General features: G+C 37.6%; 11 protein-coding genes. 10 read left to right on the top strand and 1 reads right to left on the bottom strand.

The window, feature by feature from the left end:
* The first annotated feature begins 87 nt into the window (after positions 1-87).
* Complete coding sequence (locus QH639_RS25565) at positions 88-882, top strand: carbon-nitrogen family hydrolase (RefSeq protein WP_259419755.1); 795 nt, start codon at positions 88-90, stop codon at positions 880-882.
* Between the two features lie 52 nt (positions 883-934).
* On the opposite strand, the gene QH639_RS25560 is transcribed toward QH639_RS25565, so the two are convergent.
* Complete coding sequence (locus QH639_RS25560) at positions 935-2,503, bottom strand: PucR family transcriptional regulator (protein ID WP_131520739.1); 1,569 nt, start codon at positions 2,501-2,503, stop codon at positions 935-937.
* Between the two features lie 233 nt (positions 2,504-2,736).
* Between QH639_RS25560 and QH639_RS25555 the strand changes: the two genes are divergently transcribed.
* The 9 genes from QH639_RS25555 to QH639_RS25515 all read left to right on the top strand — a co-directional run bounded on the left by QH639_RS25555 (position 2,737) and on the right by QH639_RS25515 (position 13,905).
* Entirely contained in the window at positions 2,737-4,149 is a 1,413-nt protein-coding gene (locus tag QH639_RS25555) for an amino acid permease (protein ID WP_237899213.1), read from the top strand.
* A 23-nt stretch (positions 4,150-4,172) separates the two neighbouring features.
* Positions 4,173-5,702 carry a CoA-acylating methylmalonate-semialdehyde dehydrogenase gene (locus tag QH639_RS25550; protein WP_259419758.1) on the top strand — a complete coding sequence of 510 codons (1,530 nt, stop codon included), beginning with the start codon at positions 4,173-4,175 and terminating at the stop codon, positions 5,700-5,702.
* Between the two features lie 24 nt (positions 5,703-5,726).
* Positions 5,727-7,079 (top strand): aspartate aminotransferase family protein, encoded by a 1,353-nt coding sequence (locus QH639_RS25545; protein WP_237899217.1) that lies wholly within the window; start codon positions 5,727-5,729, stop codon positions 7,077-7,079.
* A 483-nt stretch (positions 7,080-7,562) separates the two neighbouring features.
* Entirely contained in the window at positions 7,563-9,146 is a 1,584-nt protein-coding gene (locus QH639_RS25540; RefSeq protein ID WP_259419759.1) for a glutathione ABC transporter substrate-binding protein, read from the top strand.
* A 66-nt stretch (positions 9,147-9,212) separates the two neighbouring features.
* Positions 9,213-10,136, top strand: a complete 924-nt coding sequence (locus QH639_RS25535) for an ABC transporter permease (RefSeq protein ID WP_131520744.1) — start codon at positions 9,213-9,215, stop codon at positions 10,134-10,136.
* Between the two features lie 13 nt (positions 10,137-10,149).
* Complete coding sequence (locus QH639_RS25530; protein WP_131520745.1) at positions 10,150-11,046, top strand: ABC transporter permease; 897 nt, start codon at positions 10,150-10,152, stop codon at positions 11,044-11,046.
* An 11-nt stretch (positions 11,047-11,057) separates the two neighbouring features.
* Positions 11,058-12,050 carry an ABC transporter ATP-binding protein gene (locus QH639_RS25525; RefSeq protein WP_281115446.1) on the top strand — a complete coding sequence of 331 codons (993 nt, stop codon included), beginning with the start codon at positions 11,058-11,060 and terminating at the stop codon, positions 12,048-12,050.
* Positions 12,043-13,008 (top strand): ABC transporter ATP-binding protein, encoded by a 966-nt coding sequence (locus tag QH639_RS25520; protein WP_131520747.1) that lies wholly within the window; start codon positions 12,043-12,045, stop codon positions 13,006-13,008. Before QH639_RS25525 ends, QH639_RS25520 begins: the two co-directional genes overlap by 8 nt.
* A gap of 18 nt (positions 13,009-13,026) precedes the next feature.
* The gene (locus QH639_RS25515; RefSeq protein ID WP_112117293.1) at positions 13,027-13,905 is read left to right on the top strand and encodes a sugar phosphate isomerase/epimerase family protein; all 879 of its coding nucleotides are present in this window, start codon (positions 13,027-13,029) and stop codon (positions 13,903-13,905) included.
* Positions 13,906-13,909 lie beyond the last annotated feature (4 nt).

Below are 13,909 nucleotides of genomic sequence, written 5' to 3'. Positions count from 1 at the left end.
CCTTTTTCAGAATATAATAATTATTATTGAAGAATATGAAGCAAATAGTATTACTTTTTCTGTTAATTGTCTAGAGGAGGAATAGAGATGAAAATCGGTTGTATTCAATTAAATGTTGGCTTTGGCAAAGTGGAAGAAAATTTTGCACGTGCTGAAGAGAAGATTCGAGAAGCTGCAAAACAAGGGGCAGAAATTATTGTGTTACCTGAAATGTGGAATACAGGCTATGCTTTGGAAAAACTACCTGAGCTAGCAGATATCGATGGTGAGCGGACACAAGCCTTTTTAGCTAAACTAGCTAAGGAACTAGATGTACATATTGTAGGTGGCTCTGTTTCAACAAAGAAAGGCGACAAATTTTATAATACGATGTATACCTTTGATCGTAATGGAGAGCTTGTAGGGGAATATAGCAAGGCACATCTTTTCCGTTTAATGGACGAGCATCTTTACTTAGAGGCAGGGAATGAAATGAATCGTTTTGCTCTAGGTGACATTGAAGCTGCTGGTGTTATTTGCTATGATATTCGCTTCCCAGAATGGTTACGAGCCCATGCATTACAAGGAGCAAAGGTATTATTTGTACCAGCGCAGTGGCCAACTCCAAGGATTGACCATTGGAAAACATTGCTACAGGCTCGGGCAATTGAAAATCAATGTTTTGTCATAGCCGTTAATCGTATTGCAAAAAAGATAGAAAACTTTAATGGGCAATCCATGATTATTCAGCCTTGGGGAGAGGTACTTTGGGTTGGTGCTGAGGACGAGGAAGTAGCGGTGATCGATGTAGACTTTTCTATTGTTGATGAAGTACGTGGAAGAATCCCTGTTTACGATGATCGCAGACCTGGACTGTATCAGGATGTAGTTGTGAAAGGGTAATAAAGGGCACGCTTATGAGGGGAGATAGCCTTTTAAGCGTGCCAACTTTTTTCTAGCTCTTATCCTCGATCAATGAATTGGCTAGTAGCATAAATTCAAGTGTAATGCGGTTATGCCCATTCATAAAATTTTTGCCTAGTAAACTTTCAAGCTTTTTTAAGCGGTGATAGAGTGTTTGACGAACAATAAATAATTGATTCGCTGTTTGCTGTTTAGAGCCATTTGTTTGTAAATACACCTGCAATGTTTCGAGAAGCTTACTATTATATTTTTTATCGTATTCAATAACGGGCTGTAAATAGTCGTAAATCACTTCCTGTAAATCCACCTGCATTTGTAATTTATAGATTAAATGATATAAATGCAGATCATCATAAAAGAACGAGGACGTTTGTACTTTTCGACAAATATATAAGGTTTCTAGTGCAGTTTGATAGCTTTTAGGAATTTCATCTACATCACAAACGACCTTCCCAATAGCTATCTGATAACCTTGTGCCTGCTGCTTTTTATAGAATTCAGTTTTGACCAAAGAGGAAAACATGTTGTTTAGCATATCACGAATGGCTTTACTATCTTTTGTATGCAGTAAAATAAAAATAACATAGCTTTTTCTTTCAAATAAAAATGGAATAAAGCCATGTTGCTCAAAGAGATTACGATAATAAAGCTTACTATAGACTACATCCTCCTGTGCCTTTGTCAACGTATTAGGAGAAGCCAAAATAAAGACAGTGCCACTAGAATGTGTATAGTTAGTATAATGTGTAACGATAAATTTATAAATTTCCTCCTTAGACAGTTTTTGATCAATCCAATCAGCTAAAATCGAAGCATCCTCAATATTCTTTTTTTCCTCAATATAAAACTCTCGCATTAAAAGCTGTGCCAATGCTGTTGCTGTGCGATCTAATATTAATAATTCAAATTCGGAGAAAAGCCCATCTTCTCGATAAATTGATAAATCGGCATAATGTTGATCAAATAGAAAAATAGGCTCATGTTTAAACTGCTGAGTCGATGTATTCAATGTTAGGAATTGCTGCCGCTTTTTATGAGCCATATTTGGGAAAAAGACAGGTTCTCTTCCCTTAATGGAGAACATAATTTGTATTTTTAATTCATTATACATATTTTGTAAAATGTCATCCGTGTTTTGTCCCAATACTGCATTTTTGTTCAATGTTTGTGAGTAAGCTTCTAGTGAAGAAATCAATAGATATTGCTGATTGATAATTTGGCTATGTAAATCCTGTGTAATACGAACAAAAGGAACTGCTTCATGGAAAACAATAATAGGAAACTGGTGACGGTTGGCAAGTGTTAAAATCGCTTCAGGAACTGCTTGAATAGAGGTGCCATATTCAATACAAAGGGCAGCACAATTTTTTTGAATGATGGCTTCTATAAAGGATACAAAGTCCTCAATACTATGTTGGAGACTAAGCCCTGTAGTTAATACTAACTCTTCACCAACTAAAAAATTATCAACATGTATGATTTCTAGTACATGTGCCCATTTAACGCTCCTTGTTAATCCCTCATGACCTGCAACTACCTCTGCATTTTGAAAATATTTATTCTGTAAAACGTCTAGTACTTTTAGTTGAAATGGGCTCATTTTTGCCCCTCCTTTTGACATGCGTGTCTGTGGTTAGAATTCAATAATTTCTGCTTGGTGATAAAAATTTACTCATAAAATCGTTTAAAAATTATTTTAAGAATATTTAGTCTATTTTACATTATGTATAAAACAAAAGTATAGAATTTTACAGTTTGTCTATTACTTCAACGTTATGAAAGATGTAAGATTTTTGTAAGCGATCAAGCAATCTACTAAAAGAGGTGACAGATATGGGGCAACAAACGCATTTACAAAGAGGATTAAAGAAGCGGCATATGACGATGATTGCGATTGCCGGTGTAATCGGTGCTGGACTATTTATGGGGAGTGGCTCGGTCATTAACCTAGCTGGTCCAGGGGCAATTTTATCGTATATATTTGCAGGAATTATCGTTGTATTAGTTATGCGTATGCTAGGTGAGATGGCGGCAGTCAATCCAACGAGTGGCTCGTTTGCTCACTATGCACATGAAGCCATTGGTCCGTGGGCAGGTTTTATGATTGGATGGTTGTACTGGTTTTTCTGGGTGATTGCCATTGCTTTAGAGGCAACAGCAGCAGCTGCCATTATTCAATATTGGTATGATGGGATTCCTTTATGGCTATTAAGTCTGTTATTAACTGTAGCACTTACATTAACAAATGTTCTTTCTGTCAAAGCTTTTGGTGAGTTTGAGTATTGGTTCTCTCTTATTAAGGTTGCAAGTATAGTCGTTTTTCTAGGTCTTGGTGCATTTATTATCTTTGGTATTGCTCCAAACTTTACTGCTGTTGGTATGACCAACTTAGTTGAGCAGGGTGGTTTTTTACCAAATGGTTTTGGTGCTGTTCTAATGGGTGTCGTTATCGTTATTTTTTCATTTATGGGGACAGAAATCGTTGCGATTGCTGCTGGTGAATCGGATGAACCGTTAGCCGCTGTCACAAAAGCTACCAATTCTATTACTTGGCGTATTTTAATTTTCTATGTAGGCTCTATTGCAGTTGTAGTGACGCTATTGCCTTGGCATTCCTCAGATATTTTAACAAGTCCTTATGTAGCGGTACTTGATTATATTGGTATTCCTGCAGCTGCACAAATTATGAATTTTGTTGTTTTAACTGCAGTATTATCGTGCCTAAATTCTGCACTTTATGCTACATCAAGAATGGTATTTTCTTTAGCGGAAAAAGGAGAAGCACCAAAAGCATTTTTAAAATTAAACAAAAATGGTGCACCTGTCAATGCCATACTTGCCGCAACATTTTTCTCATATATTGCGGTCATTATGAACTATGTGTCGCCAGATAAAGTATTTATGTTTTTATTAAGTTCTTGTAGTGCTATTACGTTGATTCTTTATTTAATCATTGCCTTTTCACAATTAAGAATGCGACGGAAGATTGAGCAAGAAAATCCAGAGCTATTAAAGGTGAAAATGTGGCTATTTCCATATTTAACATATTTAACAATAGTAGCAACAACAGCATTACTCATTGCGATGTTCTTTATAGAGTCTATGCGCTCACAAATATTATTTACATGCGTTATTGTGGCCATTGTGATGATTTTCTATATGCTGACTCAAAAGAAAAAGGTGATCAAACAAGCCGAAGAATCAAGTTCTCTTTTCACAAAAGACGAGTTTGATTTTGAACAATAAGACGAAAAAAGGAGTGGTCCATTATGACAGTTCAACAAGAAATGAAAACGCTAACACATTTTATCCAAGGAGAAGAGGTCACAGGCACAAGTAACAGATTCTCTGAAGTATATAATCCGTCAACAGGTGAGGTTATTGCAAGAGTACCCCTTGCTTCAAGAGCCGAGGTAAAGCATGCTATTCAGTTAGCTAAGGAAGCCTTTCCAGCATGGAAAAAAACATCAATTGGGAAGCGGGTAGAAGTGCTACATCGTTTCCGTCAGCTGTTAGTAGAAAGACAGGAAGAACTTATCAATGTGATTTGCCAGGAAAGTGGAAAAACTAAGGAAGATGCGAAAGGTGAAATTGTCCGTGGGATTGAATCTGTGGATATGGCGATCAGTGCCCCACAACTGCTAAAAGGAGAGTATTCCGTCAATGTAGGTGGAAATATTAATGCTTTTTCTGCCAAATCGCCTCTTGGTGTAGTAGCAACCATTGCACCATTTAATTTCCCTGTTATGGTACCACTGGCTATTACAAGTATGGCTGTTGCGGTAGGAAATGCCGTTATTCTAAAGCCATCTGAACGTGTACCTATTTCAGCATTATATTTGAGCCAATTATGGAAAGAGGCAGGTCTACCAGACGGTATTTGGACAGTGGTTAATGGAGATAAAGAAGCAGTCGATGAACTATTAGAAAATAAAGAGATTCAAGCCATTTCATTTGTTGGCTCAACGCCTGTTGCTGAATATATCTATCAAACTGGGACAAAGCACAATAAACGTGTCGCTGCATTTGGTGGTGGAAAGAACTTTATGATTGTTATGCCTGATGCCAATTTAGAACAGACAGCAAATGCCTTTTTAGGAGCAGCATATGGCGCAGCATCTCAGCGTTGCATGGCTATTTCTGGTGCACTCGTTGTAGGGAAGGATACGGAGCAACGATTTACGGAAATATTGAAAAATAAAATTTCCGAACTAAAGGTAGGGCCTTATACAGAGCAAGACGTCGATTTTGGTCCTGTTATCACTAAACAATCAAAGGAAACGATTATACGTTATATCGATGGCGCAGTCAGTGAAGGAGCGAATCTTGTCATTGACGGAAGAAATCCAAAAGTATGTGAATCGTCAAATGGTTTTTATCTTGGTCCTACTTTACTTAATCATGTCACACCAGAAATGACGATCTTCAAAGAGGAGGTCTTTGGTCCAGCACGTATTGTAGTAGGGGTTGATTCACTACAAGAGGCTATTGATTTAATAAATGATCATGAGCTTGGCAATGGTGTCACAATGTTTACAAGCAGTGGAGCGGCAGCGCGTAAATTCCAAGAAGAAATTGAGGTGGGCATGGTAGGGGTAAATGTGCCAATCCCAATCCCAGTTGGCTATCATAACTTTGGTGGGTGGAAACGATCTAAGTTTGGTGAAGGGCATATGTTTGGTCCAGATCAGGCGAGGTTCTTTACAAAGGCAAAAACGATTTCTGAACGTTGGCCCGACGAGACAGAGGATACAACAAGCTCCTTTGCGTTCCCAAGTAATAACGATGCGAAAAACTAAAATAATAATAAGGGGTGTTTGGCGATGACGCAGATCAATCTTAAAAGCGATGTTTTAGCAAAGGATGAGCAATATGTTTGGCATTCGATGAAACCCTATAATCCGCAAGCCACGTATGTAGTAGAGAAATCTGATGGCGCAAGAATCACTGATACAAATGGTACGGAATATATTGATGCGATGGCTGGGCTATGGTGTGTCAATGTTGGCTATGGTCGTAAAGAATTAGCGGATGCAGCACATGAACAAATGATGAAAAATGCTTATGCACCTTTATCTCAGGGACATTTACCAGCAGTCGAATTAGCCGAAAAACTTAATGAAATGCTTGGTGGAGATTATGTTATTTTCTTCTCTAACAGTGGTTCAGAGGCGAATGAAACAGCTTTTAAAATAGCTCGACAATACCACCAGCAAAAAGGACAAAGCTCGCGCTATAAAATCGTCTCTCGCTACCGTGCTTATCATGGGAACTCATTCGGTGCATTAGCGGCAACAGGGCAGGCGGAGCGTAAATATAAATATGAGCCTCTATCACCTGGCTTTATCCATGTTGCACCACCTGATCAATATCGTGAGCATGAAAGTGAGACTATTGCACCATTAGATTTAGCGAGTGTAAAGGCCGTAGACAAAACGATGACCTGGGAGCTGGGCGATACAATTGCAGCAATGATCTTAGAGCCTATTATTACAGGTGGTGGTGTCATTATGCCTCCAGAAAACTATTTAAAAGGTATTGAAGAAGTATGCAAAAAACACGGCGCTTTAATGATTGTGGATGAGGTTATTTGTGGCTTTGGTCGTACAGGGAAGCCATTTGGATTTATGAATTATGGTGTAAAGCCTGATATTATTACAATGGCCAAAGGAATTACAAGTGCCTATTTACCATTATCAGCTACAGCGGTAAAGCGTGAAATATATGAGGCGTTTACTGGATCAGATGCATACGGCTATTTCCGCCATGTAAATACATTCGGTGGCTCACCGGTGGCATGTGCAGTCGCATTAAAAAATATTGAGATTCTTGAGCAAGAGGCTTTATTTGACCGTTCCAAGGAGATTGGTGCAGCAGCACTAAAAACACTGCAACAAGAATTACAGCATCACCCAAATGTAGGAGATGTACGAGGCAAAGGCTTATTGATTGGAATTGAATTAGTGGTAGATAAAGTTTCGAAAGAACCTTTACCTGTAGAGAAAGTGAATGCTGTCATTGCAGCATGTAAAGGGCAAGGGGTCATCATTGGGAAAAATGGAGCTACTGTAGCAGGATTTAATAACGTCTTAACGTTATCACCACCACTTAATATTGCACAAGAAGATCTTGACCGCATACTAAATGTGGTTGTGAATAGTATAAATACGCTATAGCAACTATTCATGTAGGTTCTAAAAGCCATGTAATAAGGGCTTTTAGAACTTTTATATTGGACTTTGGGGCAAGAAAAAATTCTAGGGATAATTATTATAGTTCTATAAAAATAATTATAAAATTCTGAAATTTATTTAAAAAATAGTGGAAATATTAGATTTCGTAGTTTATAGTTGTTAAAAAATAATTAATTTTCTGATAATAAGAAATATCCTAAGAGGGAATATTTTTTTAATCATTTATTTTCAGCGATGGAATAAATATACCTTGTATGTTGAACTATACTTTCTGATTAAATGCAATTGTGATAGTTGAGGGAGCAATTTTTCCTGAAATGAATTGTCTAATCGTAAGAAAATATAGTTTATTTTTTGCCTACTTATTTTCATCAGTGGAGAAAATAACTGTTTTTTGGTAATTATATTTCTTAATTTAAGTTATAAGAAATATTTTTATATATTTTTACAAAGGGAGTAGATGAGATGAATTATGTTAAAAAATTGGTTTTTGTAATTCTATGTACGTTGCTTTTAGCGGCATGCGCAGAGAAAGAGAATTCTAACGCATCAAATACTGGGGACAAGTCTACTACAGATTCAGGTACAGCTAGTTCAAAAAATGAACTTGTTATCGCTGTAAATGAAAACTTTATTTCAATGGATCCGCATAACACAGGGGATACGAATTCGAGTTCTGTACAGGAGACAATGCTAGAAGGATTGTTAGGCTTTAATGCAGATGGTCAAATTATTAAGGTTTTAGCAGATGACTACTCAATTAGTGAAGACGCGCTAGTCTATACGTTCAAACTTAAAGAAGGGGTTACTTTCCATGACGGGGAGCAGTTTAATGCTGAAGCTGTAAAGGTCAACATTGAACGAATCATGAATGATGAAAGCTTACGTTTATATTCTCGTGGTTTTAGCTTAATCAGCAATGTTGAAATTCTAGGTGACTATGAAATTAAAGTTACTTTAAAAGAACCATATGGACCAATGATTACGCGATTCGGCGTTGCCAAAATGATTAGTCCAAAAATGATTAAAGAAAATTCAGCAGACATACCTAAAAAACCTGTTGGTACAGGACCATATAAATTTGTTGAATGGGTACAAGGAGACCATTTAACAATTGAAAACTTTGATGGCTATTGGGATGGGGGAGAACGTGTTGCTAAAATCACCTATAAACCAGTGCCAGAAAACGGCTCGCGCGTAGCGATGCTAAAAGCGGGCGATGCTCAGGTTATCTATCCAGTGCCAGCACAAAATATTGATGAGCTTTCTAATAGTAAAGATGTAGAGGTAAATAAGGTTCCTTCTACAATTGCACATTACGTTTCATTAAATACCTATAAAAAACCTTTGGATGATATTAAAGTTCGACAAGCCTTTAACTACGCAGTGGACAAGGATGCTTATTTAAAAGTGGTGAATGCAGGGCTGGGTTTACCATTAGACTCAATTATTCCTTCCAAAACCGTTTATTATAAGCAGCAAAAAATGTATGAACACAATATTGAAAAGGCAAAAGAATTATTGGCTGAGGCAGGCTATCCAGATGGCTTCGATATTGAAATCTGGGGGAACACAAACTCGGATACGATGAAGGGTATGCAGTTTATTCAACAACAGTTAGGTCAAATCGGTGTAAAAGTAGAAATTAAATCAATGGAAGAAGGAACTTTATCAGACGAAATCTATGGTGCACAAACACCAGATGATGCGAAATTACAAATGTGGTATGTGAGTTGGTCAGCGTATGCTTCGGATATAACGAATGCAACAAAGCCTCTTTTCCATAGCGTATCATTCCCACCGAATGGTGCAAATACAGCTTACTATCATAACACGGAGGCAGATCAATTAATGGATGAAGCTAACTCCATTTCAGATGTAGATCGCCAAGCTGAACTATATGAAAAATTACAGGAAATCGTTTATCAAGATACACCTTGGATTTTCTTAGGGGTAGATGAGGTTGTTTACGGTGTACGTTCAAATGTGAGCGGTGTGCTAGTCAACCCTACAGGTGGACTTGATGTGAAGAATGCCAAAGTGGAGTAATGAACAGTTAAAGGAATTGATGCTCGTCAATTCCTTTTCTACAAAAATAGAAAGGAGGAAGGCCACATGTGGAAGTATATAGCAAGAAGAACGATTGAAATGATACCGATATTAATTGTCATTTCCATATTAACATTCTTATTTATTCATTTCATACCAGGTGACCCTGCAAGATTAGTAGCTGGTAAGGATGCCACGCTAGAAGATGTTGAAAATGTACGCCATGAGTTAGGTTTAGATAAACCTATTCTTAAACAATACATGGATTATATGAAAAATCTTGTGACGGGTGAGCTAGGAACATCTTTAACAACAGGACTACCTGTCATAGATATGTTTAAAACAAGGTTTATGCCTTCTCTTCATCTTACTTTCCTTTCCATGTTTTGGGCTACATTAATGGGTTTGGTGATTGGTGTTTTTTCTGCCATCAATAAAAACAAATGGCCTGATTATTTTGGTATGGTAACGGCTGTTTCTGGCATCTCAATTCCAGGATTTTGGTTGGGCTTATTATTAATTCAATTATTTTCAGTGCAGCTAGGGTTATTTCCGACAGGTGGATTAGATGGCTTTTCTAGTTATATTTTGCCCTCCTTGACCTTAGGGGCTGGCATTATGTCAATGATTGCGCGATTTACTCGTTCTTCCATGCTTGAAACGTTACAAGCTGATTTTATAAGAACAGGGAGAGCAAAAGGATTGAAAGAACACTCCGTTATTGTGACCCATGCTTTAAGAAATTCCTTGATTTCTGTGGTAACAGTAGCAGGTCTGCAATTCGGATTTCTCTTAGGAGGATCGGTGGTAGTGGAGACAGTCTTTAGTTTTCCAGGAATGGGACGACTTTTAATTGATTCGATTGCCTTTCGAGATTATCCCGTCATTCAGTCTGCACTGCTGTTATTTGCATTTGAATTTATTTTAGTCAATTTAATAGTTGATGTGCTTTATACCGTGTTAAATCCAAAAATCCAATTAAATTCTTAAGGGAGGGAACAAAATGACTTCACCAACTACTGTGCAAAATAGCCAAGTGCAAAATACACAAAGAAAATACTCTCCTCTTAAAGAATTTTGGAAGTCTTTTAAAAAACAAAAGGCTGCTTTGGTAGCAAGTATCTTTATAGGATTGTTAATTGTAGTCGCTATTATTGGCCCTTATATCGCACCTTACGATCCTTTTGAACCGAATTATAATGCTTTATTAGAGGGACCAAGTGCAAGTCATTTGGCAGGAACGGACGAGTATGGTCGAGATATTTTTAGTCGTTTAATAGTAGGCGCAAAAATATCCTTAATGGTGAGTTTCAGTGCCGTATTTTTAGGCTTAATACTAGGAACTATTTTAGGTTTAATTAGCGGTTACTTCGGTGGGTGGGTTGACAAAATCATCATGCGTAGCTGTGATGTGTTGTTTTCATTTCCTGATTTATTATTAGCGATTGCCATTGTAGCCTTATTGGGCCCTGGTATTAATAATGTCATCATTGCTGTGATGATCTTTAGTGTGCCATCTTTTGCTCGTTTAGTCAGAGGTGCTACATTGAATGCGAAGGAGAATGTCTATGTAGAAGCAGCACAATCTATGGGAGCATCGCATGTTAGAGTGCTGTGGAAACATATTTTCCCTGAAACAATTAGTGAGTTAATCATTTTTGTCACAATGCGTATAGGGACAGCCATTTTAGCAGCTTCTGGTTTAAGTTTTTTAGGCTTAGGTGCAAGCCCTGAAATGCCTGAGTGGGGAGTAATGCTAAGTAGTGGGCGTGACTATTTAGGGACATCTTCGCATGTAGTCATCATGCCAGGTATTGCCATATTTTTAACCGTACTAGCATTTAACTTAATAGGTGATGGATTACGAGATGTGTTAGATCCAAAAATAAAAAATAATTAAGGAGAATGCCTATGCCAGAACATGTATTGCGAGTAAGTGACTTAGAAACGTCCTTTACGCGTGATAATAAGGAAATCAAAATTTTAAGAGGTGTCAATTTTTCCATCCGTAAAGGGGAGATAGTAGGCTTAGTGGGAGAATCGGGCAGTGGAAAAAGCTTAACATCGTTATCCATCATGCAATTATTTCACGGTACTACAGGCAAAATCGTCAATGGCTCTATACATTTTAATGGACATGACTTGACGAAAATATCCGAATCAGAAATTCGGAAGATTCGTGGCAAGCAAATGGCCATGATTTTTCAAGAGCCCATGACTTCTTTAAATCCTGTCTTAAAAATAGGCAAGCAGTTAAGGGAAGCAATTGAGATGCATTTGAAGCTGCCGAAAAACGAAAGTAAGCATCATGCAATCCAAATGTTAAAAAGCGTGGGCATAGGAAGAGCCGAGGAAATCATTTATGAATATCCACATCAGCTCTCAGGAGGAATGCGCCAACGGGTAATGATTGCAATGGCTATGGCCTGCCACCCTAATTTACTTATTGCCGACGAACCAACCACTGCGCTTGATGTCACGATACAAGCTCAAATTTTAGAGCTAATGAAAAAGCTAAAAGAAGAAAATGAGACAGCTATTTTATTAATTACACATGATTTAGGTGTTGTGGCGGAAATGTGCGATAGGGTAGTGGTCATGTATGCAGGGCAGGTTGTAGAGGAAGCAGATGTCTTTGAATTATTTGCTAGCCCCAAGCATCCCTATACAAAAGGTTTAATTGCATCTGTACCGAAAATTGGTGATAACAAAGAGGTATTAGATTCTATCAATGGTCAAGTACCATCCCCACAAAATATGCCGAATGGTTGTAAATTTGCTCCACGTTGTAATCAAGCGATGTCTATATGCCATCAGGAGAGTCCACCGACAGTAAAAATTTCGGCTACACGCCAATGTAGCTGCTGGCTATATGTGAAAAAGGATGTGGAAGTAAATGCCTAACAGTATATTAAAAGTGGAGAATTTAAAAAAGAGCTTTCAAATAGCCGGAGGGTTATTTCAAAAAAAGCAATATGTTAACGCAGTTATAGATGTCTCCTTTGAAATAGAAGAAGGTACGACATTTAGTTTAGTTGGGGAAAGTGGTTGTGGGAAATCTACTACGGGCAGATTAATTACTAGATTACTAGCACCAACGAATGGAAGTATCGTGGTGGATGGGAAGGAAGTAGCTACTGCAAAGCCGTCCGAATTAAGGCACTTAAGGCAAACTGTTCAAATGATTTTTCAAGACCCATATGCCTCATTGAATCCAAGAATGAAGGTCAAGGAGCTTGTTGGAGAGCCTTTAGAAATTCATACAAAGCTTTCGAAAGCAGAGCGTGAAAAACTAGTGCTTGAAATGCTGGAAGTCGTTGGATTAAATGCTGAACATGCTGATCGCTATGCACATGAGTTCAGTGGTGGACAAAGACAGCGTTTGGGTATTGCTCGTGCTTTAATTACAAAGCCAAAATTAATCATTGCTGATGAGCCTGTGTCTGCGTTGGATGTATCTATACAATCGCAAATATTGAATCTATTAAAGCAATTGCAGCAAGAATATAAAATATCTTATCTCTTTATTTCTCACGATTTAAGTGTTGTAGAACATATTAGCCATTATATTGGGGTTATGTATTTAGGATCCATTGTAGAAATTGGGCGTAAAGAAACCATATTTAATGAACCAAAGCATCCCTATACACAAGCGCTCATTGCTTCCGTACCGATTGCAGACCCAACATTACGAAAAAAGAAGATCGTTTTAACTGGTGATATTCCAAATCCTAAAAATCCGCCGAGTGGTTGTACCTTCCACACAAGGTGCCCCTTTGCATCAGATATATGTAAGCAAGCTATACCAGAAATGAGGAAAATTAACGAAGAGCAAAGTGTTGCATGTCACTTTGTTAACTAATGGAGAGGATGTTTATAAATGAAAATAGGGTTAAGCACATACAGCATGGTTAAAAAAATGAGACAGGGAGAGATGGATGTTCTAGATGTTTTACAATGGGTAGCAGACAACGGTGGTCAGCATGTAGAATTAGTGCCCTATGAATTTACGGTTGTAGATAACTATGAACTTGCAACTGAAATTAAAGATAAAGCAGCAGAGCTAGGATTAGAGTTATCCGCCTATTCGTTACCAGCTAACTTTATTCAGGATACGGAGGAAGCTTTTTTAGAAGAAGTTGAACGTTTAAAGAAACATATTGATGTAGTACATCATATGGGTATTCACATTATGCGCCATGACGTTACTCTCTTTACCTTACCAAAGGAGCAAACATCCATTCATTATTACAACGAGCATTTTGAAGAAATGGTTAGAGGCTGTCAGTTAATTGCAGATTACGCGAAACAATTTAATATTACGACAACGATTGAAAATCATGGCTTTAATGTTCAAACAAGTGATCGTGTACAACAATTAATTCATGCGGTAAACAGAGACAACTTTAAAACAACTTTAGATATCGGTAATTTTTTATGTATTGATGAAGAGCCTCTCATTGGTGTTATGAAAAACATTCCTTATGCTGCTACAGTGCATTTCAAAGATTTTTATATTCGTCCTTATTATGAAAATCCAGGTGAGGGCGAGTGGTTCCGTACAGTTCATAACAACTACATCAGAGGTGCTATTGTCGGGCATGGTGATATAAATATTCGAGAAATTATTAAACTCGTAAAAGGCAGTGGATATGATGGCTATCTTACTATTGAGTTTGAAGGAATGGAAGATTGCCAAGTAGGTTCAAAAATAGGGATGGATAATGTACGTCGTTTATGGAATGAATGCAAGCTCTAAAGGA

The sequence above is a fragment of the Lysinibacillus sp. 1 U-2021 genome (assembly GCF_029916965.1).
GTDB classification, from domain to species: Bacteria; Bacillota; Bacilli; order Bacillales_A; family Planococcaceae; genus Lysinibacillus; species Lysinibacillus capsici.
Note: the sequence above shows the minus strand (reverse complement) of the source record. Positions and strands in the feature narration are given on the sequence as shown.